We start from the raw sequence: 21,525 nt of genomic DNA, 5'->3' as shown, positions 1-21,525 counted from the left end.
TTTTTCTAATTCCAACCGATTGAAAAAAGCTCTTTAGTTTAACGGGGCAGGGGAAGAAACCCCAAAAAAAGCCCTCAGGTTGCTTAGGCGGATTCCCGGATAACCAAGGTAATCTCATTTACTAATGTTTAGCTCGCCGGGTTTCTGAAAGTTAATTTTTAAGAGAAGAAAAGCACCGATTATGTTTGCTTGACGGTCAAGGAATCAGCACAACTTTTGCAATATTTTTTCCCGTCAATGGTTTGAAAACGTCCCACATGGGTAAACTCCCCACAATTTTGACAGGCCTCAGCTTGGTATTTTCCGGATTTAGGGGGTGGATCCATGGTCATTTTTTTTATGGAAAAAAGGGACTTTTCAGGGGCGTTCATGATTTCATCGATCTTAGATTGTATTTCCTTTTGGAAGGCTTCAGCCTCTTCTTTTGTGGCAAGGGAAGAGGCAGCATGGCGCCTCCTTTTACTGAACTCTCCATCAGGATCAAAGGTTTCCCAGAAATGGCAATAAATTCTAACGGCATTGCGGGTTTTGGTATTCATTAGGATGTATACGGGTTTTCCAACGCCTGTCAAAATTAAATTCCGTTTTCCCATTGTACAACCGGTGAATTCCTGAATGGCATCAATGGCACAAGTTTCGTTTTCAACCATGGCTACTACCTGCTTCATATTTGAGACTTCATTTCCCATTTCACGCATGGCTGCCTGGGAAATCCGATATCCCATAGCAATATCCAGACATAAATGGCGGTGAAAATCGACTACTTCTTGGAATGATTTCATACAGTTATTCTCCTTTTCCTTATTTCCAAAGACGATAATCGGTTAAGTTTATCGAAATTCTAAATTAATTGCAAGGTCTTCCTTTTTGTTGAAGAAGGTATTCTTTTCAATGTCTTATAATGGTAAACCGTTACGGGAGATCTATTTTTTACCCCTCCCGAAAATTCTAAAAATAATTCACAATCCAATTTAAGATAAAGGATAAAAAACATCTAATTAATTTAATTGCTTTATCTTTCCAAAATCACTTTTCTTCCAAAAAGTAGGAGTCTCTTGACGATGAGGGAAACAATATGTTATTTTTCCATAAATGCGTAGGGATTGCTATGCTGCATGAGAATTTAGATGAAGGCCTCACCTTTGATGACGTTTTGCTAATCCCAGAACGATCGGGTGTCCACCCTCGGGATGTAAGAACGGACACACAACTCACCCGGAACATTCGAATCAATATTCCTATTATCAGTGCTGGAATGGATACTGTGACTGAATCGAGCCTAGCCATTGCTATTGCTCAAGAAGGGGGTTTGGGTTTTATTCACAGAGCCCTCCCCATTGATCGGCAGGCAACCGAAGTGGATAAGGTAAAAAAATCGGAGAGTGGGATGATTATGGATCCCATTACCATTTCTCCCGATCAATTTATTCATGATGCGACTCACCTCATGGCCCGGTATCAGATTTCCGGGATCCCGGTAACCAAGAATAAAAAACTAGTGGGAATCCTCACCAATCGGGATCTTCGGTTTGAATCCGACGGGAAATTAAAAGTCTCCCAGATCATGACTCATAAAAAACTCATCACTGCCCCACTGGGAACCACCTTAGAATCGGCCAAGGAAATTCTTCAAAAAAATCGGATCGAAAAATTACCTGTGGTGGATGAAAATTTTGAATTGAAAGGTTTGATTACCATCAAAGATATTGAAAAAAAGATTCAATATCCGAATGCTTGCCAGGACTCCCTGGGCCGTCTGAGGGTTGGGGCCGCCGTGGGTGTAGGTGAAGAAGAAATGGAAAGAACCCATGCCCTGGTGAAATCTGGAATCGACGTCATTGCCGTGGATACCGCACATGGTCATTCCGATGCGGTTTTGGAAATGGTCCGGGCGATCAAGAAAAAATACCCTGAAGTGGATCTTGTGGGTGGGAACATCGTAACAGGAGAAGCAGTGGAGGAGTTGGTCAAAGCGGGAGTCGATGCGGTGAAGGTGGGGGTGGGGCCGGGTTCCATTTGCACCACACGGGTGGTTGCGGGGGCCGGAATGCCGCAAATTACAGCCATTGCCAAATGCGCGGAAGTTGCCAACCGTTTGGGAATTCCCGTGATTGGGGATGGGGGAATTAAATTTTCAGGAGATATTACCAAAGCCATTGCTGCAGGGGCATCATCGGTAATGATTGGAAGCCTTTTTGCGGGGACGGAGGAATCTCCAGGTGAATCCATTATTCTCCAGGGAAGAAGTTACAAAGTATACCGGGGAATGGGGTCACTCGGGTCTATGGTCCGGGGAGGAAGAGACCGATATTTTCAGGAAGCTGAAATTGACGCTAAATTGGTTCCTGAAGGTATTGAGGGAAGGGTTCCCTATAAGGGCCAATTATCAGCTGTTCTATTTCAATTGGTCGGGGGTTTGCGGTCAGGAATGGGTTATTGCGGCTGTCGGACAATCGAGGAATTACGTCAAAAGGGACGGTTTATCCGCGTCACACAAGCGGGCCTTAGGGAAGGTCATGTCCATGATGTGATCATTACAAAAGAGGCGCCCAATTACCGCCGAGAGTGGGAAATGTAACTTTTCTCTCCCATTGGCTCTCCTCATCAGTCTACATAATTATCCCTTTCTAAAATTTTAACATGGAGTTTGAAAACTGAAATTTAAAACAAATAATTCCGATAATTCCCACCCCGTATCGGGTCCGGACCCATTCCCAAAAAAGAACTTCATGTATTCCTTCCGTTAATTTTCTCATGGATAAAACATTTGATAAGATTTTAATTGTTGATTTTGGTTCCCAATATACCCAACTCATTGCCCGCCGAATCCGGGAAAGTTCCGTTTATTCCGAAATACAACCTTGTACGGTTCCCTTTCGTAAATTAACGGATTTTAAACCCCAAGGGATTATTTTGTCTGGTGGCCCTTCCAGTGTCTATGAAAAAGGAGCCCCTCTTATCCATAAAGGGATTTTTAACCTCGGTATCCCAATTTTGGGGATATGCTATGGAATGCAATTGATGACCCATCTTTTGGGAGGTAAAGTGGGAAAAGCCCAACGAAGAGAGTATGGCCCATCAGAGCTTAAAATTGACGACCCCGGAATTCTTTTTCAGGGAATTATGGAACACCTCTCACGAACTGATGGAGATCGAAAGAAAAACACCGTCTGGATGAGTCATGGTGATCGAATTGAGGCTCTCCCAACAGGATTCTCTCCTATGGCCCACACGGAAAACTCCCCTTATGCAGCCATGGGGAATCCCCATCGAGGGTTTTTTGGTTTACAGTTTCATCCTGAGGTGGTTCATACCCCTATGGGAAAGGAGATTTTAAATGGGTTTATATTTGGGGTTTGTGGATGCCAACCCAAATGGACCATGCGGTCCTTCGTTAACCAGAGTATCGAAGAAATTCGAAAAACGGTCGGAAAAGAAAAAGTGATTTGTGCAATAAGTGGCGGGGTGGATTCTTCCGTTGCGGCCACTCTGGTCCATAAAGCCATTGGAAAACAATTAACCTCCGTCTTTATCAACAATGGGCTCCTTCGATTTAGGGAATCGGACCAGGTTTTGGAAACCTATCGAAAGGAGTTAAATCTCAATATTCGGTATGTGGATGCAACGGATTCATTTTTAACAAAATTAAAGAATGTAAATGACCCTGAGCGAAAAAGAAAAATTATTGGAAATGAATTTATCCGGATATTTGAAAAGGAAGCCCGGTCCATTGGGAAAGTGAAATTTTTGGTTCAAGGAACCCTTTACCCCGATGTCATCGAAAGCGTGTCGTTTAAGGGACCTTCTGCTACCATTAAAACCCATCATAATGTGGGGGGCCTTCCTCTAAAGATGCGATTAAGGTTAATCGAACCTTTACGGGAACTTTTTAAAGACGAGGTTAGAAAAGTAGGAAAAGAGTTGGGGCTTTCTCAGGGTCTTCTATGGCGACAACCTTTTCCAGGTCCCGGTTTGGCCGTTCGGGTGCTAGGACCCATCACCAAAGAACGCCTGGAAATGCTTAAAAAAGCAGACCATATTGTAACGGAAGAAATCGAAAAGGAGGGGCTGACTCGGAAGATATGGCAGGTTTTTGCGGTCCTATTACCGATAAAAACCGTCGGGGTTATGGGAGATGAAAGAACCTATGACTATGTGATTGCGATTAGGGCGGTCCATAGCACTGATGGCATGACGGCAGACTGGGTGCGTTTATCCTATGACCTCCTGGGACTCCTTTCCAATCGAATCATCAATGAGGTCAAAGGAATAAACCGAGTGGTCTATGATATTTCATCCAAACCTCCAAGTACTATCGAATGGGAGTAGCCCTTACAAATTTAAAACCCTTTCTTATGATAAGAACATGGGAAAGACGCACCCTCATTAGGGAGTTATTTTAATAATTTTCAGGGAGAGAAAAATGAATCCAGGGGAAAACATTAAAGTGAAGGGAACCAAAAAGCAAACCCCAGATTCCCAAGAAATCATCGTGGTAAGGGAATTTCGGGGGCGATTGGTTAAGGCCATACAAATAAATGAGCAACCCGCTTGGAAGGTCGAACTCCAAAATGGCCGAATGATTGAATGTTTAGAATCCGATATCTCACCGGAAAAAGTTGTAATGGTTCCATGGGATCAATGCCGGGAGCGTTAATTTTCAAAATAAGACATGGAAAAAACAATTCCGAATCGTTCGGGCCCTCCACCCATTTTAAAATTCCTTTGCGCTCCAGGTTTCCCATTTGAATAAGGATTGCCTTATTTCTCTCTTTTTGTTATAGTCCCTGCACTCCGAGGATAAACGATTAAAAAATGATGGAAGAACGTCTTCAAAAAATTATATCCCAGGCTGGAATAACTTCCCGCCGCAAGGCCGAACAGTTAATTGATTCTGGAAAAGTAACCGTGAACGGCCATAGGGTCAATACCCTGGGGGCCAAGGCTGATATTTTAAAGGATCGAATCTGCGTCAATGGAAAAAAAATCAATCCTTCTCCCGGAAAGGTCTATATTCTTCTTTATAAACCCCGCGGATTTATTACCTCTTTACATGATCCCCAGGGCCGTCCCACCGTGATCCAGCTTCTCAAGGGAATACGCCAAAGGGTTTATCCGGTTGGCCGGCTCGACTTCGATACCGAGGGAATTTTAATTATTACCAACGATGGGGATTTTTCCCAAACTCTAATGCATCCTAAGCACGAAATCCCCAAAACCTATCTTGCCAAAATTAGAGGAGAAATACCCGAAAACGTCCTTGAAAAACTTACTAAAGGGGTAAAGATTGGTGGAAAAAAAGCGGTTCCCGTCAGTGTCAAAAAAAAAGGGCTTACTGAAAAGAATTCTTGGATAGAAATGACCCTTCACGAGGGAAGAAACCGACAAGTTAAGCGAATGTTTGAAGCCGTAGGTCACTGGGTTATAAAACTCAAACGTGTGGCCTATGGTCCCTTAAATTTAAAAGGCCTTTCCGTGGGAGAATTCCGATTTTTAAATCCAAAGGAGGTCACCCTCCTCAGGAAGTGGGGTTCCCGCTGATGACAGGCTTTAAACGTTCCCACTCCTGTGGAGCGCTTACACCCCATGAGGTTGGGGAAATAGTTTATATTTCAGGTTGGGTTCACCGACGAAGAGACCATGGAGGATTGATTTTTTTAGACCTTCGTGATCGGGAAGGGATTACACAGGTGGTATTCAACCCGGCAAGCGACACAGACGCCCACCACGTTGCCCATGAAGTAAGAAACGAATTTATTCTTGCCGTTTCGGGGAAGGTGGTGAAACGGCCCGAGGGAACCATTAATCCTGATATTAAAACCGGTGAAATTGAAATTTTGGCCGATTTCATTGAAATTGTGAACCCATCAAGACCCCTTCCTTTTTCCATAGAGGAGGAGAGCGATGTTTCAGAATTGGTCCGGTTGAAATACCGTTATTTGGATCTAAGGAGACCCTCCATCCAGAAAATTTTTCAATTAAGACACCAGGCGGTTCGAGGTTTCAGGGAATTTCTTCACAGGAATGGGTTTTTGGAGATTGAGACCCCTTTTTTAACCAAGAGTACCCCTGAAGGGGCGCGAGATTATCTGGTTCCAAGCCGTGTGAATCCTGGGACTTTTTTCGCACTTCCCCAATCCCCCCAGCTCTTCAAGCAACTTCTTATGATTTCCGGGTTTGAACGGTATTACCAGGTCGTTAGGTGTTTTCGCGATGAAGATCTTCGGGCGGATCGACAACCCGAGTTTACTCAAGTGGATGTCGAAATGTCTTTTATCCAGGAGGAGGATATCCTCAGCCTAATGGAAGATCTTGTTTCGACTGTTTTTAGAGAAACAAAAGGAATTGAATTAGACCGTCCTTTTCAAAGAATTTCATACCATCAGGCTTTGAACCGTTATGGAACCGATAAACCGGATCTTCGTTTTGGGTTGGAAATAAAGGATTTATCTGCTGTGGTTCAAAATGGAAAATTTAAGGTTTTTCAGGATGCGTTAAAGCAGGGAGGGTATGTCAAAGGTTTAAACGCAAAGGGATTCGCCCAGTTTTCCAGGAGCGAATTAGATGCGTGGGTGGAAAAAGCAAAGTCATTAGGCGCAAAAGGGCTGGCCTGGATAAAGGTTACCCAAAAAGGATATGACTCCCCGATTGCTAAATTTTTTGAACCTGATATCCTGGAGCAAATCTCCGCTCAACTCAGTGGAGAAGAGGGCGATTTACTGTTTTTTGTTGCTGACCAACAAAAAGTTGTCCACCAAACCTTGGGCCAAATTCGCTTAAGCCTTTCGGAGAAAAAGGGGTTAATTGATCAAAATCAATTTTCTCCAGTTTGGATAACCGATTTTCCCTTATTTGAATTTGATTCTGTTGAAAAACGGTTTGTGGCTATTCATCATCCCTTTACTGCCCCCAAAGAGGAAGATATTCCCTTATTGGATACCGACCCTCTTAAGGTCCGTTCCCGTGCCTATGATCTCGTGTTGAATGGACAGGAAGTGGGAGGGGGGAGTATCCGTATTCATCGTCAAGAAATGCAAAAAAAAATCTTTACTTTATTAAAAATGGATGAAAAAGAGTCCAGGGAAAAATTTGGTTTTTTATTGGATGCGCTGGATTTTGGGGCTCCTCCCCACGGGGGAATTGCATTTGGGTTAGACCGTCTGATCATGCTCCTCAGTGGGGCGGAATCTATTCGGGATGTTATCGCATTTCCAAAGACCCAAAAGGCCATTTGCCCTCTTACAGAGGCCCCCAGCAAAGTAGATCCAAAACAATTAAAAGAGTTGCATATTAAATTAGATCGTGTAGAATAGGGCCGTTTTCCAGAGGGTGACACTATCGGTGGTGGAACAGAAGAAATCCAAAAGCTAAAGGAGGTGAGAACATATGGCACAGAAAGTTGCAAAAGCCGGAATCAAGCGAGAAAAGGGTTGGCTTTATTATTTAGACAAACAAGGAGATGTCTCCAAAGCCAAAATGGCTCGCGGGGGTGGCAAACACAAGCCATCCAAGCCTGTGAAGGTCACAAAAACTGCTGTCAAGCGTGAGGCAGGGTTTCTATACTTCATTGACAAGCAGGGTGATGTCTCTCGGACCAAAATGGCTCGGGGTGGGCGAGCAAAAAAGAAAACCAAAAAAGTAACAAAGGCAAAAACAACAAAAACAACAAAAAAAGCGGCTAAAAAACCAAAAAGAAAGAAATAATCGGTTGGGGGCAACTCCCTAATGGGTGTTGCCCCCCATTCCGCTTTTCCCTCGCCCGATGATGGGCTTCTCTTTATAAAAAAAAACCTTCCTTTTACATCAGATTTTTCAACTTTTCGACATTTTGGAATCCATTCGCTCGGGCCGAAACTAATCCGCTTTATGAAATTAATTATAAAAAATAATTTAAGTCAGCCTAAAAGATTTCAGAAAATATAAGGGAAAAAGGTAAATGCTTGGAGACGTGACCAATCCATTTTCAAAAGGGCCTCATTTTTTCTTAAACCTGTGGCATTTCTTTGGCCTTTCCTTTTGGATTGTGCTTTTGCGGATCTTTAATCATGTGACCATACTGGGGAAGGAAAACATTCCGAAAAAAGGGGAAAGAGGGGTTCTTTTTCTCTACAATCATATTTCGGCGATAGACCCCTTTGTCATTGGGGTAACCAGCATGCCTTTTTTTTCCCCGGTTTGGTGGAAAGCCCCGGCTAAAGAAGAGCTCTTTAAAAATTCATTCCTTCGTTACCTTTTATATTCCTGGGGTGCCTTTCCTGTCCGGAGAGGTCAGCAGGACCAGATGGCTATGGATTCTATGGTCCAAATGGCGAAGGATAATGTCCTTGTTATTGCCCCAGAGGGAAGGCGTTCACCAACAGGGGATTTATTGCCAGGAAGACCTGGTGTTGGCAGGGTGATTCATTTTGGAAAACCGAATAAAATCATTCCAGTTTTGCTTCAGGGAACGGAGCAGGTGTTGCCCAAAGGAAGATTTTGGCCTCGATTTTTTCGGAAAATAATTATTACCTACGGACCCTCTTTGAATTTTTCTTCATTTGATCATGTTCCAAATACCAAAGAGGTTTCCCAGGTCATTGTGGATGAAGTAATGAACTCTATCCTTGTATTAATGAAAGATTCAGGGTAAATTTTCTGGGGAAATCGCCTTGTTTTATTCGGATTTTATGGAAGAAAAACTCTTAAAGAAAACTTTTCTATTTGAAATTTCTTCTCAAATTTAAGTATACTGTTTTTTTAAAAACAATTTGGTGTTACCTGGTTTAACTATTATTTTAATGATTTATTTGTTTGCATTGCCGAAATGTGGTCATCAAGGGCCTCAGCGAGGGTTAAAATGAAAAAAATTCAGCGGGCATTAATCAGTGTTTCAAAGAAGGATGGAATCATTGACTTTTCAAAGGAGTTGTCTTCCCTAGGAGTAGAAATTCTGTCCACCGGAGGAACGGCTAAATCCTTACGGGAAGCGGGAATTCCGGTAACCGAAGTTTCTCAATACACAGGGTTTCCAGAAATTTTGGATGGAAGGGTCAAAACCCTGCATCCTAAAGTTCATGGTGGTCTTCTGGGGGTTCAGGAAAATCCCGAACATGTCAACCAAATGGAACAACATCAAATAAAACCCATTCAAATGGTGGTGGTCAATCTCTACCCGTTTGAAGAAACCATTCAAAAACCTGATTGTCCCCTTGAAGAAGCGGTGGAGAATATTGATATTGGAGGGCCGTCGATGCTTCGATCCGCTGCGAAAAATCATCGGGATGTTGCCGTCTTGGTTGACCCTGCGGATTACAGGTTGGTTCTGGATGAATTACAAAAAAACGAAAAAACCCTGTCTCGTCAAACCTGTTTGCACCTTGCGGTAAAAGCCTTTCGTTTAACCGCCAATTACGATCTGGCGATAACCCGCTTTCTTGAAGAGAGAGATTCGGATACAACAGATTCTCAATTTCCGCAATTGTTTTCAATTCATATGGAAAAAATCCAAAATCTTCGTTATGGGGAAAACCCACATCAAAAAGCAGCTTTTTACCGTGAACTTCAACCCATTGAGCCTTCCATTGCTAATGCAACTCAACTGCATGGAAAGGAGATGTCCTTTAACAATATTCTCGATGCGAATTCTGCATTGGAATTGGTAAAGGAATTTGAAGAAGGAACCGTGGTCATCATTAAACACAACAACCCCTGTGGTGTGGCTTCTGGGCCCTCTCTGGCAGAAGCCTATCAAAAGGCTAGGGAGACCGATCCTATCTCGGCCTTCGGAGGAGTGATAGCTCTGAATCGGAGGGTGGATGAAACCACTGCCCGTGAAATGTCTTCCACCTTTATTGAAGTGATCATTTCCCCGGGGTTTGATGACTCAGCCCTAGAAATATTGAAGAAAAAGCGGGACCTTAGGCTTTTAGATATTGGACCTTCCGTTAAGGGAAAACCCACTGGATTGGATTTTCGAAAAGTGGTAGGAGGGTTGATACTTCAAGATAGAGATCTGGGAACCATCCCTGGACTGACCCAGCTTAAAGTCGTTTCTGTCCGAAAACCTACCCCTAATGAATATTACGCCATGGGTTTCGCCTGGAAAGTTTGCAAGCATGTTAAATCCAATGCCATTGTTTTTGCCACCGAAAAACAGACGGTGGGAATCGGAGCGGGACAAATGAGCAGAGTGGATTCGGTTAAGTTGGCCTCAATGAAAGCCCGGTTGCCCATTAAAGGCTGTGCTATGGCTTCCGATGCTTTTTTCCCTTTTAGGGACGGAATTGATCATGCGGCTCAGGAGGGGATCAGCGCCATCATTCAGCCCGGGGGCTCGAAAAAAGATGAGGAGGTCATACAGGCAGCCAATGAGCAAAATATGACCATGGTTTTTACGGGAATGAGACACTTCAGGCACTAAAGGGGGGGGGGCCATTTTAGAACGGTTTAAAGGGATAAATAAGCCATGAAGGTTTTAGTCATCGGTGGGGGGGGGCGGGAGCATGCTCTGGTTTGGAAGTTATCCAAAAGTCCCTTGGTAAAAAAACTTTTTGCTGTTCCAGGAAACAGCGGAATCCAGCAACTTGCCCATATACACCCCATTTCCGTGAACCGCATTGAAGATATTTTCTCTTTTGTCAAAAGGGAACAAATTGATTTAACAGTTGTTGGACCAGAAATTCCCTTAACCCTGGGAATTGTGGACCGTTTCGAAAGAGAAGGACGGGCCATCGTGGGGCCCACTGCCATAGGGGCTGAAATTGAGGGTAGCAAGGTTTTTTCAAAGGAATTTATGGAGCGAAATGGGATTCCTAATGCAAAAGGGGATACCGTTTTTTCTGTCCAGGAAGCGTCTGCATTTTTTAAAAAAAATCCGCCCCCCTACGTGATTAAAGCAGATGGTCTGGCGGGTGGAAAAGGGGTGATTATCGCTCAGTCCGAAGAAGAGGCTACTGGGGTTGTCACCAATATGATGGAAGGTGAATGCTTTGGAGACGCCGGTAAACGGTGTGTGGTTGAAGAATTTCTTCAAGGGGAAGAGGTCAGTTTTATTGTCTTAACGGATGGAGAAAAAATATGTCCTTTTGTTTCATCCCAAGATTACAAACGGGTGGGGGACGGGGATCAAGGTTCTAATACGGGTGGGATGGGTGCGTTTGCACCCTCTCCCTTGATTTCCGACCGTCTTCGCAGCCGAATCATCAAAGAGGTGATTGAACCCACGATTCAGGGCATGACCAAGGAGGGCCGGCCTTACAGGGGTTTTCTTTATGCAGGGTTAATGATTTCCCCCTCAAACAACCCAAAAGAGGAGGAAATTCTTCATGTCCTGGAGTTTAACGCTCGATTGGGGGACCCCGAGGCGCAAGTCATCTTACCCTTACTTAAAACGGATTTAATTGAGGTTTTTTTGGAATTGGCAAACGGACAATTAAAAGAAGACGCATTGGTTTTTAAAGATCAAAAGGCCATTACCGTTGTTATGGCATCGAAGGGTTATCCGGGATCTTATGAAAAAGGAAAAGAGATTAAAGGCATAAGCTTTTCGGAGAAGTCCTCGGATATATCTATTTTTCATGCCGGAACCCAAATGGAAAACGAAAAGTGGTACACGGATGGGGGTCGGGTCCTTGCGGTTACTGCCCTTGGAAAATCGTTCCCTGATGCTCATAGAAAAGTTTATAATGCTGTGGAAAAAATTTCTTTCGATGGAGCCTACTATCGCAGGGACATCGCTAAAAAAGTGCTGACCTCATAAAATGTAGGGCCCCCGGGTCTCAAATGAAGTTTTAATAAAGTGGATTGGGAAGGAGAAAAAAGTGGGTAAACCAGCCGTCAGTATTGTCATGGGAAGCGACTCAGACCTTACATTAATGGAAGAGGCGGGAAAAGTTCTTCAGGATTTTGGAATTCAATATGAAGTGGTCATCACATCAGCCCATCGTTCCCCGAAACGGACCCATTTGTTTGTGAGTGGACTGATTCGTCGGGGGATCCGTGTAGTAATCGCAGGAGCGGGGGGAGCGGCACATCTGGCAGGGACCATTGCCGCCCAGACCATACTTCCGGTTATTGGCGTTCCTATCCCTTCCTCCAGCCTAAATGGGTTGGATTCGCTTTTGTCAACGGTGCAAATGCCTTCCGGAGTTCCTGTGGGTACGGTGGGTATCGGAAAAGCGGGGGTCATTAATGCGGGACTTTTGGCGGTACAAATTCTAGCTCTAACCTCTTCAACTTTATCTGCAAAATTTACCCGGTATAAACAATCTTTAGAAAAAGGTGTCGCCCTTAAAGCCCAAAAAATTGAACGAAAGGCCTCTAAACGGTAAAATGAGGGCTATTTTTTCTTAGGTTCTTTGGTTTCGGTTGATTTCTTATTGGTTTCGGCTGAAGGTTTATCAGATTTTTTATTTGGTCCCGTTTTAGGAGAATCTTTTTCAGTTTTTGTTTTTCCATCGCCTTCTTTTGCTACCGGTTTCTTTCCTTTGGAAGAGTAGTCAGTGACGTACCAACCTGTCCCTTTAAACATCAAAGCTGGGGCGGCCAGCAGCTTAGATACCTTTCCTCCGCACGTTTCACAGATACTAATCGGTTCATCGCTAAACTTTTGAATGACCTCAAAGCGGTGTCCGCATTTTTTACACTCATATTCATATATGGGCACGGTTCTTGTTTCCTCCTTTTAAAGTTAAGATAATTTTGAAAGGGACTGTTCCAACCGTTTAAGCGCTTCTTTTAAATTTTCCAAGGAAGTCGCATAGGAAATCCGAATATGCTTAGGGGCGCCAAAGGCTTCTCCCGGCACTAAGGCAATTTGGGCATTTTCAAGAAGAAATTCTACAAGATCTGAGGAATTATTCATTTTTTTTCCTTGAAAGGAACGACCCAAATATTTAGAAACATCTGGGAACAGATAAAATGCGCCTGGGGGGTTAAAACACACCACACCCCGTATTTGATTTAATTGTTCAACCCCAAACCGCCGGCGGCGGTCAAATTCTTTAACCATTTCATTTATACCCTCGGAGGACCCTTGAAGGGCGGTGATGGCGGCCTTTTGTGAGATAGAGGTCGGATTTGATGTGCTTTGGCTTTGAATATTATCCATGGCTTGGATAATATTACTAGGTCCTGCGGTATAACCAATTCGCCATCCGGTCATGGCAAAAGATTTCGAAACCCCATTGACCAAAAGGGTTTGGCTTTTAATGGCGGGGCTCAGGGATGAAAGGCTCACATGATTAAAACCATTATAGGTTATTTTTTCATAGATTTCGTCCGAAATAATTAAAAGCTGATGTCGAAGGGCAATTTCAGCAATGGCCTCGAGTTTATCTTTGGGATAGGCGGCACCGGTGGGATTAGAAGGGGTATTGATAATCAAGGCACGGGTTTTTGGACCGATATGTCTTTCTAATTCCTGGGGGTTTAGGAGGAACTGATCTTCCATACGAGTAGAAAGGATAACCGGAGTGGCCCCGTGGAAAACCACCTGATCCACATAGGAAACCCAGTAGGGGGCAGGAATGATGACTTCATCACCTTCCTCGAAAAGGACCTGGCAAATGTTAAAAAGGCTATGTTTTGCCCCGCAGGAAACAATAATTTCACTGGGGTCATATTCAACTTTATTTTCCCGTCTTAACTTCTCACAAATAACATTTTTTAGCTCGGGGAACCCCCCGGATGGGGTGTATTTGGTCCACCCTTCGAGAATGGCCTGAATGGCCGATTCCTTTATTTTTTGAGGGGTATCAAAATCAGGTTCACCCACACCTAAATCGATGATCGGTAGGCCTTTTGCCTTTAATGCTTTGGCTTTGGCACTAATGGCCAATGTGGGGGAGGGCTGGATCGAAAGGATTCGTTTGGCAAGTTTCATTGAAAAATCAGGCTCGCTTAAACACCTGGCCAAGCCTTTTCTCTACCAGAGGGGGGACCAAATCCTTTACATCTCCTCCATAGCTTGCCACGGCTTTAATGATGGTTGATGTGAGGTAAGAATACTCTTCACTGGGCATTAGGAAAACCGTTTCAATTTTTGAATCTAACTTTCTATTCATCAAGGCCATTTGAAATTCATATTCGAAATCGGAAACGGCACGGAGACCCCGGATAATGGCAATGGCTCCTTTGGAGTGACTATAGTTGACCAAAAGCCCTTCAAATTCTTCCACTCGAACATTTTCCACCCCTTTCAGGGCTTGCTCCACCATTTGAACCCTCTCCTTAAAATCGAAAAGGGGTTGTTTTTTTGGATTTCCCGCGACCGCCACAACCACCTGGTCAAATACCTTTAAACTCCGCTTAACAATATCCACATGACCATTGGTCACGGGATCGAAGGTTCCAGGATAAACTCCTAGTTTTTCCTTTCTCATTAGGGCCCCTTCCTGAAAAAAGATAAAATGGAATCTCCGTAGCGATATTCCTTTCCTTTGCTTAAACCCGGATGTACTTTTAAGATGGGTCGCTTATGAAAGTGCTCAATAATCAACAACCCTGGGTCTTTTAAAATTTCCCCCAATTCCGGTCTTAATAGTACCTCTTGGGCCTCATCTTCAAAATAGGGCGGATCCAAAAAAATGATTTCAAAACATTCCTTGCGGTGGATGGCTTTTTTTAAAAACGTAACCACATGAAGGGGATAAAGGGTCGTTTTTTCTCGAATCCCACATTTCTCAATATTGGCCCTGATTACCGATAGATGGTTGGGATGACTCTCCACAAAATGCGAATGATGAGCACCGCGGCTGATGGCTTCAATCCCCACGTTTCCGGTTCCTGAAAAAAGGTCAAGAAAATGGACCCCCTGTACACTGTCCGCTAAAATTTGAAAGAGTGCTTCTTTGACCCGATCGCTTGTGGGCCGAAGGGGGTAACCTTTTGGAGTAGAAAGACGGTATCCTTTTAAATCCCCTGCAATTACCCTCATCACCCCTCAGCAGCACTTATCTAACTGCCCTAAAACAAAAAGGAAATTTAAATTAACATAGCCCCTCCGTTTAAGTCAAGCCGGGTTTTGAGGGGGGCGTCATGTGTGAGAAGAAATTGACTTGACCTTTTAGTCGTTCGAAATTAAGATAAGAGGATTTTAAAAAATATAAACTTTAGGGTTATTGTCCATGACCAATTCCCTGGTATACCTCAAAACCTTTGGCTGTCAAATGAATGAACATGATTCCGAACGGATCATGGGAATCCTTTCCGAATTGGGTTATACCACCACTGAACATCCGGAGAATGCCGATCTTGCACTTTTAAATACCTGTAGCATTCGGGAAAAAGCGGATCAAAAAGCATACAGTGATCTGGGACGAATGGAAAAACTGAAGAAAAAAAATCCCTCTTTAATCATCGGGGTTGCAGGTTGTATGGCCAAACAGGAGGGGAGTCGTATTTTTCATCGCAGTCCTGGGGTCGATTTGATATTTAATTCCAAAAATATTTGGCGGCTTCCATTATTGCTGGAGGCTGTCCAAAAAAGAAAACAAAAAATCGCTGCATTGGAAGATACCCCATATTTACGGCCTTACCCATCCCAACGCCAAGGAAAAATCAAGGCATGGGTTTCCATTATGGAAGGCTGTGATAAGTCTTGTACCTATTGCGTGGTTCCCTATACCCGGGGGAGGGAGATCAGTCGTCCAATTCAGGAAATTGTCACTGAAATAGACGGGCTTTCACGCTCGGGTTTCAAGGAAATAACGTTATTGGGTCAGAATGTCAATTCATACGGGAAAAGCGAAAACTCGCAGGGAGATTTTCCGGACCTGTTAAAAGCTTTGAACAACATTGAAGGGATCGAGCGGATCCGTTTTATCACTTCCCATCCATGGGATCTTTCCGATAAACTGATTCATGCAATCGCTACCCTGACAAAAATCTGTGAACACCTTCACCTTCCTCTTCAATCCGGGTCGAACTCCATTCTGCAACGAATGCAGCGGGCCTACACTTATTCAGAATACTTCAAGAAAATAACCAAACTTCGAGAAGCTATTCCAAATATTAGTTTGACTACGGATATAATCGTTGGTTTTCCAGGTGAAAAAGAAAATGATTTTCAGGAAACCTTAAATGGGTTAAGGGAAATCCAGTTCGATGGTGTTTTTTGTTTTACCTATTCTCACCGACCCAATACCCCCGCCCTGAATTTCTCCGAACAAATCCCAAATGAAATCAAAAAGCAACGCTTACAGGATGTGCTTAACCTTCAACGGGAAATCACCGAAAAAGGACACCAGCGTTTTGTGGGTCAAACCCATGAAGTCCTGGTGGAAGGGCCAAGTAAGTTAAATTTAGATCGTCTATCCGGGCGCACCCGAACCAATAAGGTAATTAATTTTAAAGGGGACAGGAGTTTAAGTGGAAGGCTGGTTAAAGTTAAAATTACCAATGTTAAGTCCTACAGTTTTGATGGGGAGCTCTGTGATAAAATTTGAACTGGGGCAACCCAAACGGTTTTTTTTTTACTGGGGCCTTGTTATTTTGTATTTGGGAATTATCTATTACCTTTCATCTCTATCCTTACGAAATTTAAAAAGCCCCTTTCCTTTTTTTGATAAGGTTTTCCACGCTGGTGAATATGCAATTTTGGCAATCCTTCTTTACCGGGCACTGTATATCTCTCTATCAAAACCGTTAATGCGGTTTATTGGAATTTGGGTGGTTTTTCTTTGTTTGATTTACGGGATTACAGATGAATTTCACCAGTCTTTTGTTCCATCCCGTTTTCCGGATTTTTTCGATCTGATTGCCAATACCACCGGGGCCATTTTAGGAACCCTGGTGATCGGTCTGTTCCTTTCTTTAAAAAATAAAAAGCAAATCTAATATGCAGGTCGCCTTCGCCACCCTTGGGTGTAAAGTTAATCAATTCGATACCACCATGATGGAAAGTTTGGCTGGGGGAAAGGGTTATCAAATTGTTGGCTTTGATACCCGGGCCGATGTTTACATTATTAACACCTGTACCGTTACCCTCAAAAGCAATTACCAATCCCGGCAATTGGTGCGAAAAGCCGTTCGCCAAAATCCAAAAGCCAGAATTATCGTTACCGGTTGTTATGCAGAAACCTATCCCGATGAAATTAAATCGATTCCCGGTGTAGATGTGGTTTTAGGAAACGCCTATAAGAAAAACATTCTGGAGTATTTAGAAGGGTGCGGGGCCGCCGAACCTCAAACCTTAGTTAATGGGTTTGAGGAGGGGAAAAACCTCCAACAACCCTTTGTGGATGGGGAACGTGATCGAAGCAGGGTATTCCTAAAGGTTCAGGATGGATGTAATTTTCGATGTACTTTTTGTATTATTCCAAAAGCCAGAGGCCCAAGCCGAAGTTTACCTCCCCAACAAATTATTGATCAAATTACTCTTTTGGTAAACAAGGGCTACAATGAAATTGTTTTGACGGGGGTATACCTCGGGGCCTATGGAAGGGATATTCACCCAAAGGTATCACTGGCAACATTGCTCCAAGAAATTTCGACCCGAACCCAATTATCCAGAATTCGTTTAAGTTCCATTGACCCGAAGGATTTTAACTCTGAACTGATTGAAACACTGTGCAATCTTCCAAATTTATGCCACCACCTTCACATTCCACTCCAAAGCGGGGATGATTTGATTTTAAAACGAATGAGAAGGGGGTATACAACAGGTTTTTTCATTAGTCTGGTTAACGAATTAAAAAAGAAAATGGATGACCTTTTTATCGGAACGGACGTGATGGTGGGTTTTCCGGGGGAAGGGTTGCCTCAATTTGAAAATACATATCAACTTTTGAGTTCCCTTCCCATCACTTCTTTTCATGTTTTTCCTTTTTCCAATCGGCCGGGAACCCCGGCAGCAAGAATGAAAAATCAGGTTCCGGATCTACAAAAAAAAGATCGCGCCGAACGTTTAAGGGTTTTATCCAAGCAGAAGGAGGAGCTTTTTAAAAATAAATTTATTGGACGAACGCTACCCTTTGTAATGTTAAAGGGAGAAAAAGGACCCGTTGGATTATCCCATAACTACCTCAAGGTCCATTTAAAAGGGGAAAGTGTTTTTGGTAATTCCTGTATAGGGCAGGTCATAAATATTCAAATTGTTTCTGTTGTCAATGGGCAGATTTTTGGATCTCTTCCCAGTCGGCAATATCAAAATCAATAAAAAGGGATGAATTTTTGGTTCCTACAAGCCCCTTGGGGTCCTTTCCTTCTGGTCTAAAACCTCCTATCATTCTCCTTCACCTTTTTATATTTAACCTTTTGAAAAAGTTTAAAGTTTAATGCCTTAAAAATATGCAAACCGCTAGAACCCAATCAGAATAACCTTTCATTGTCTGTTTTCACAACCTTAACCACAGGTTTTCCACAAATATTGTTAATAATTATTGAAAAAAGGAGGGATGTTTACTTAAAGAGGTGATTCCTTCTTTTGATAATACTTCTGATAATATATATTATGTAAAGTAGGAAAAGAGTGTTTTCAAGGTTCTTCCTCTTTTCCCCCCTCAAATGGCATTCCTTTTAAAAAAAAACCATATTGTTTTATTTTTAAATTTTCAATTGAGGGATTTTCTTTTTGATTGCGAATCCTATATAGCTCCATCTGTTTAATAACTATTTTCTCCCTTTTTTTCTTTAAAAATTCACTAATTGATGAATCAAATTTAATGTTATAGTTTAAAAAAATTTTATATCCAACGGATAAAATTGATAAAAAAATAATTATGCCTATTAAGCCATTAATTGTTTTTTCCTTTAACTGATTATTTAATCCCAATTTTTTAGAAAATAACTCTCTTTTAATAATTTCTGGCTTTTTCTCCCCGATAATTTCAATGATACCTGTGGTAACCAAATTCGATAAAACTTTGGATGTTTCAAAATCATCTATAGGACTTAATTTAATAATGGTTCGAACATCTCTTTCCCCATCCGCTAGGTGATAGACTTCAAATTCATCAGGGTTTAATTGATATCCATCGGTTTTTCCTTCCGGAACCCCCTCTAAAATATCAAAATCAATTTCGGGCTCTTCATTCTTTAATGAAAGGAATTCCTTTTTTCCCTCAACCTTTTTTAAAATAAGCCCTTTTGAGGGAAGGACCTTTTCTAAAAAAGGCCATTCATCTAATCTCCTAATGCCTTCCATTAAAATAAATTCCGTATTCAAAGGGGGGATGTCATTTTGGAATCGTAAAGGTTTCTGTTCAAAATGATAATTTCCTTCTTTCCAGCGAAAAAGACTATAAATAAGCTCATGTTTTTGAAGACTTAAGGCCTTTTTGATATCTTCATTTTTAATTAAACCGCTTTCGGAAATAATTTGTCCGAGTTTCTCTTTGGCAATATCCTGGTCCTTTAAAAATTCCTTAAGTTGTGCCTTATCGATTCGGTTTGCCCTGACCAAGATCTCTCCAAGTTTTTCAACGGCACCCCTTTCGGAGGATGAGGCGTCAACAATTAAACCTTTATCAAATAAGATTGTTGCCTGATCCTCTCCCCCCTTCAGGGTTAAGATACCCGTTTTTCTTTGCAGAAAAATTAGCTGTAATATTTCTGCAAGGCCGAAATCTTTAATTGATCCCTCAAGAGCCACTTTAAATATTCTCCAGGAAAAACAAGGGGTTAAATTTTTAAATCCCTTTTAAGATCTAAAACCAAACTCATTGCACCTATTCCAAAAAATAAAACCCAGGGAATTAAACTTCCTGTTCCCTGAATTAAATTTATCCCATCGGAAACCATAAATATCCCTGTTTGTTTAAGAAGGAAAAAAGCCAGGAAAAATAAAAAAAGTATTAACCAAATAGCCCCTTTTATGGATTTATGAATTAAAATCGGAGTACTTCCGGGGAGAAGCAGTCCACCTAAAATAAGTGGAATCCCAATACCTTCACTAACCCCTTTTTTGTGGTTTTTAGCAAAAAAAGTAACGGGTTTTCCTTTTAATTCACTCCAGCATGTAAGGCATGCCGTGTGGTCCATTAAATGACGTTGGCATTTTTTACAAATGGTCTTTGAGCAGAATTGGCAATTTTTGGTTATTCTCATTTGGGGTCCTTTGTATACCCAAAACATCAGCAGGCTAAACCAACCTAAAAGAATATAGATCACTTGAATTTGGGGGTGCTCCCCCACCAATATTCTCCATACCTTTTTTGAAATACCCCCCTCCCGTTGAACTAAAACCTGCTTCCAGATTTCATCCAACCCAAAGGTTTGATCAATGACTTGATATTGGTTGCCGAGGGTACTTAAAAATGAAAAGTGAGAAACCTTTTCCTCATTTTGCTCAAGGGCTTTTTGATAGATTTTTTCTCCTTTATCAAAATCCAGTTTCTCCCGATAGGTTTGACTCAAATTATAATAGGGTGCAACAAAAGAAGGAAATTCCTGAATAGAACTCTGGTAAGTCCGGATTGCATTCTCAAATTGCCTTTGATAAAAGAAACAATTCCCTAAATTATTTAAAATTAAAGGTTTCTCTTTCCTGGGGGTTTTCCTAAGCAGTTGTTGATACATAGAAACGGCCTCATCGCAGGCTCCCTCCCTTTTTTTAATGGTTGCAGCGGTAAATTGCATGTGCCATGGGGCTTGCTCAAGTGAATCTTCCATAATCCGTTCTTTAGAAATCCATTCACCCTTTACAGAATCTGCCATTACTTGAAGGGTGTGATCCTCCTCGGCAGTATAAAAAACCCCCCAAATAGGTCCTGTATATAAAAAGATCAGTAAAATGACTCCCCCTGAGACCATGACTGTTTTCTCTGCGCGGCTTGAAAAAAACCAGGCTATACTCATCCAAAAAAGGAGAATCCAGAAGAAGGGTAAATCCCAAAAAAGTGGAAAAAGGAATAGTAATAGGACCAACCCCCATTGGTTAAAAACCGAAATTTTTTTCCCACTCCATTCCCAAGATGTATGAACTAAACTTGGAAAGGATCTCAAAAGAATTAGTAAAATAAAAATGGTGTTAAATAGAAGAAAACTGATTAATAAAGCTGCCAATAAAACCCGTATAAAACTTAAAAAATACCAAAAATCATTGAAGTTCATTTTTAAGGCTTTTAGTGAATTGGAAATATTTTCAAAAATATTCCAAGGTTGAACAGACCATCCTTTCCGGGAAATATAGGTGTAAACAGGAGGAAAATCAGGTGAAATTTTCAATGCCGCCACAATTAAAGCATTGCCTTGAAGCGGGTCTCCCTTCTGAAATGCCTCTGTGGCTTCCCATAGGAGGATTTGGGAAAGGTGTTTTAGGTTTTGAATCCCTTCTCTTTCTTTTAGGATCTGAATAATGAGAAGAATGGCATTACTTCCTTGTTGGTCCCCCTGGGAAAGGAGGTCCTGGCGCATTTCTAACAAAATATTAATTTTAGGGGGGAGTAGAAGACCCGAAAAATAAAGGCTATTTAAGTTACTATTTAGTGGAGGGGGGTTGGAGGATACCTTAGAGGTTATTTCTGGTTGTTCCCCCCCTTCATCAGAAATTTCTTCTGCCTGAAGGGAGACAGGTACAAGGTAAATTAAAACGATTAGAATAACTGA

Annotated in this window: 20 protein-coding genes; 13 read left to right on the top strand and 7 right to left on the bottom strand. The window is 42.2% G+C overall.

Annotated elements, in window-relative coordinates; translation table 11 throughout:
* Positions 1–179: 179 nt before the first annotated feature.
* Positions 180–782, bottom strand: coding sequence for an FmdE family protein (locus tag VGB26_05820; protein ID HEX9757300.1), 603 nt, complete (start codon positions 780–782; stop codon positions 180–182).
* Between the two features lie 326 nt (positions 783–1,108).
* Here VGB26_05820 and guaB point away from each other — a divergent pair, with 326 nt between their 5' ends.
* The 10 genes from guaB to purE all read left to right on the top strand — a co-directional run bounded on the left by guaB (position 1,109) and on the right by purE (position 12,308).
* Positions 1,109–2,578: an IMP dehydrogenase gene (gene guaB / locus VGB26_05815; GenBank protein HEX9757299.1), complete on the top strand. Its 1,470-nt coding sequence runs from the start codon at positions 1,109–1,111 to the stop codon at positions 2,576–2,578.
* A 176-nt stretch (positions 2,579–2,754) separates the two neighbouring features.
* Positions 2,755–4,329: a glutamine-hydrolyzing GMP synthase gene (gene guaA, locus VGB26_05810; GenBank protein ID HEX9757298.1), complete on the top strand. Its 1,575-nt coding sequence runs from the start codon at positions 2,755–2,757 to the stop codon at positions 4,327–4,329.
* A 94-nt stretch (positions 4,330–4,423) separates the two neighbouring features.
* A complete protein-coding gene (locus VGB26_05805; protein HEX9757297.1) occupies positions 4,424–4,657 on the top strand; it encodes a hypothetical protein in 234 nt (77 codons plus the stop codon).
* Between the two features lie 158 nt (positions 4,658–4,815).
* A complete protein-coding gene (locus VGB26_05800) occupies positions 4,816–5,541 on the top strand; it encodes a pseudouridine synthase (protein ID HEX9757296.1) in 726 nt (241 codons plus the stop codon).
* Positions 5,541–7,313, top strand: coding sequence for an aspartate--tRNA ligase (gene aspS / locus VGB26_05795; protein ID HEX9757295.1), 1,773 nt, complete (start codon positions 5,541–5,543; stop codon positions 7,311–7,313). Before VGB26_05800 ends, aspS begins: the two co-directional genes overlap by 1 nt.
* Positions 7,314–7,386: 73 nt before the next feature.
* Positions 7,387–7,704 carry a hypothetical protein gene (locus tag VGB26_05790; protein ID HEX9757294.1) on the top strand — a complete coding sequence of 106 codons (318 nt, stop codon included), beginning with the start codon at positions 7,387–7,389 and terminating at the stop codon, positions 7,702–7,704.
* A gap of 232 nt (positions 7,705–7,936) precedes the next feature.
* Positions 7,937–8,629 carry a lysophospholipid acyltransferase family protein gene (locus VGB26_05785; protein ID HEX9757293.1) on the top strand — a complete coding sequence of 231 codons (693 nt, stop codon included), beginning with the start codon at positions 7,937–7,939 and terminating at the stop codon, positions 8,627–8,629.
* A 207-nt stretch (positions 8,630–8,836) separates the two neighbouring features.
* Positions 8,837–10,399 carry a bifunctional phosphoribosylaminoimidazolecarboxamide formyltransferase/IMP cyclohydrolase gene (gene purH / locus VGB26_05780; protein HEX9757292.1) on the top strand — a complete coding sequence of 521 codons (1,563 nt, stop codon included), beginning with the start codon at positions 8,837–8,839 and terminating at the stop codon, positions 10,397–10,399.
* Positions 10,400–10,444: 45 nt separating this feature from the next.
* Positions 10,445–11,737, top strand: a complete 1,293-nt coding sequence (gene purD, locus VGB26_05775; protein ID HEX9757291.1) for a phosphoribosylamine--glycine ligase — start codon at positions 10,445–10,447, stop codon at positions 11,735–11,737.
* Between the two features lie 61 nt (positions 11,738–11,798).
* Positions 11,799–12,308, top strand: a complete 510-nt coding sequence (purE, locus tag VGB26_05770; protein HEX9757290.1) for a 5-(carboxyamino)imidazole ribonucleotide mutase — start codon at positions 11,799–11,801, stop codon at positions 12,306–12,308.
* Positions 12,309–12,316: 8 nt separating this feature from the next.
* On the opposite strand, the gene VGB26_05765 is transcribed toward purE, so the two are convergent.
* The 4 genes from VGB26_05765 to rsmD are packed head-to-tail and all read right to left on the bottom strand — an operon-like array spanning position 12,317 to position 14,914.
* On the bottom strand, positions 12,317–12,643 hold the full coding sequence (locus VGB26_05765) for an FmdB family zinc ribbon protein (GenBank protein ID HEX9757289.1): 327 nt from the start codon (positions 12,641–12,643) through the stop codon (positions 12,317–12,319).
* 24 nt (positions 12,644–12,667) lie between these two features.
* Positions 12,668–13,861, bottom strand: coding sequence for a pyridoxal phosphate-dependent aminotransferase (locus VGB26_05760; protein HEX9757288.1), 1,194 nt, complete (start codon positions 13,859–13,861; stop codon positions 12,668–12,670).
* A 7-nt stretch (positions 13,862–13,868) separates the two neighbouring features.
* Entirely contained in the window at positions 13,869–14,360 is a 492-nt protein-coding gene (coaD, locus tag VGB26_05755) for a pantetheine-phosphate adenylyltransferase (GenBank protein ID HEX9757287.1), read from the bottom strand.
* A complete protein-coding gene (gene rsmD / locus VGB26_05750) occupies positions 14,360–14,914 on the bottom strand; it encodes a 16S rRNA (guanine(966)-N(2))-methyltransferase RsmD (protein ID HEX9757286.1) in 555 nt (184 codons plus the stop codon). Before rsmD ends, coaD begins: the two co-directional genes overlap by 1 nt.
* Positions 14,915–15,104: 190 nt before the next feature.
* Here rsmD and miaB point away from each other — a divergent pair, with 190 nt between their 5' ends.
* Genes miaB through mtaB form a run of 3 tightly spaced genes read left to right on the top strand, consistent with a single transcriptional unit; the run spans position 15,105 to position 18,136 of the window.
* A complete protein-coding gene (gene miaB, locus VGB26_05745) occupies positions 15,105–16,424 on the top strand; it encodes a tRNA (N6-isopentenyl adenosine(37)-C2)-methylthiotransferase MiaB (protein HEX9757285.1) in 1,320 nt (439 codons plus the stop codon).
* On the top strand, positions 16,411–16,815 hold the full coding sequence (locus tag VGB26_05740) for a VanZ family protein (GenBank protein ID HEX9757284.1): 405 nt from the start codon (positions 16,411–16,413) through the stop codon (positions 16,813–16,815). Before miaB ends, VGB26_05740 begins: the two co-directional genes overlap by 14 nt.
* Before the next feature lies 1 nt (position 16,816).
* Positions 16,817–18,136, top strand: coding sequence for a tRNA (N(6)-L-threonylcarbamoyladenosine(37)-C(2))-methylthiotransferase MtaB (gene mtaB, locus VGB26_05735; GenBank protein HEX9757283.1), 1,320 nt, complete (start codon positions 16,817–16,819; stop codon positions 18,134–18,136).
* A 318-nt stretch (positions 18,137–18,454) separates the two neighbouring features.
* Here mtaB and VGB26_05730 read toward each other — a convergent pair whose 3' ends face one another.
* A complete protein-coding gene (locus VGB26_05730; protein ID HEX9757282.1) occupies positions 18,455–19,570 on the bottom strand; it encodes a DUF4388 domain-containing protein in 1,116 nt (371 codons plus the stop codon).
* Positions 19,571–19,599: 29 nt separating this feature from the next.
* Positions 19,600–21,333: a tetratricopeptide repeat protein gene (locus tag VGB26_05725; protein ID HEX9757281.1), complete on the bottom strand. Its 1,734-nt coding sequence runs from the start codon at positions 21,331–21,333 to the stop codon at positions 19,600–19,602.
* Positions 21,334–21,525 lie beyond the last annotated feature (192 nt).

This window comes from Nitrospiria bacterium, assembly GCA_036397255.1.
GTDB lineage: Bacteria > Nitrospirota > Nitrospiria > DASWJH01 > DASWJH01 > DASWJH01.
This window is presented reverse-complemented; position numbering and strand designations above follow the sequence as displayed.

Coding starts and splice junctions, on each gene's coding strand:
- VGB26_05820 (HEX9757300.1), bottom strand. CDS start 782: ATGAAATCATTCCAAGAAGTAGTCGATTTTCACCGCCATTTATGTCTG.
- guaB (HEX9757299.1), top strand. CDS start 1,109: ATGCTGCATGAGAATTTAGATGAAGGCCTCACCTTTGATGACGTTTTG.
- guaA (HEX9757298.1), top strand. CDS start 2,755: ATGGATAAAACATTTGATAAGATTTTAATTGTTGATTTTGGTTCCCAA.
- VGB26_05805 (HEX9757297.1), top strand. CDS start 4,424: ATGAATCCAGGGGAAAACATTAAAGTGAAGGGAACCAAAAAGCAAACC.
- VGB26_05800 (HEX9757296.1), top strand. CDS start 4,816: ATGATGGAAGAACGTCTTCAAAAAATTATATCCCAGGCTGGAATAACT.
- aspS (HEX9757295.1), top strand. CDS start 5,541: ATGACAGGCTTTAAACGTTCCCACTCCTGTGGAGCGCTTACACCCCAT.
- VGB26_05790 (HEX9757294.1), top strand. CDS start 7,387: ATGGCACAGAAAGTTGCAAAAGCCGGAATCAAGCGAGAAAAGGGTTGG.
- VGB26_05785 (HEX9757293.1), top strand. CDS start 7,937: ATGCTTGGAGACGTGACCAATCCATTTTCAAAAGGGCCTCATTTTTTC.
- purH (HEX9757292.1), top strand. CDS start 8,837: ATGAAAAAAATTCAGCGGGCATTAATCAGTGTTTCAAAGAAGGATGGA.
- purD (HEX9757291.1), top strand. CDS start 10,445: ATGAAGGTTTTAGTCATCGGTGGGGGGGGGCGGGAGCATGCTCTGGTT.
- VGB26_05760 (HEX9757288.1), bottom strand. CDS start 13,861: ATGAAACTTGCCAAACGAATCCTTTCGATCCAGCCCTCCCCCACATTG.
- coaD (HEX9757287.1), bottom strand. CDS start 14,360: ATGAGAAAGGAAAAACTAGGAGTTTATCCTGGAACCTTCGATCCCGTG.
- rsmD (HEX9757286.1), bottom strand. CDS start 14,914: ATGAGGGTAATTGCAGGGGATTTAAAAGGATACCGTCTTTCTACTCCA.
- miaB (HEX9757285.1), top strand. CDS start 15,105: ATGACCAATTCCCTGGTATACCTCAAAACCTTTGGCTGTCAAATGAAT.
- mtaB (HEX9757283.1), top strand. CDS start 16,817: ATGCAGGTCGCCTTCGCCACCCTTGGGTGTAAAGTTAATCAATTCGAT.
- VGB26_05725 (HEX9757281.1), bottom strand. CDS start 21,333: ATGCGCCAGGACCTCCTTTCCCAGGGGGACCAACAAGGAAGTAATGCC.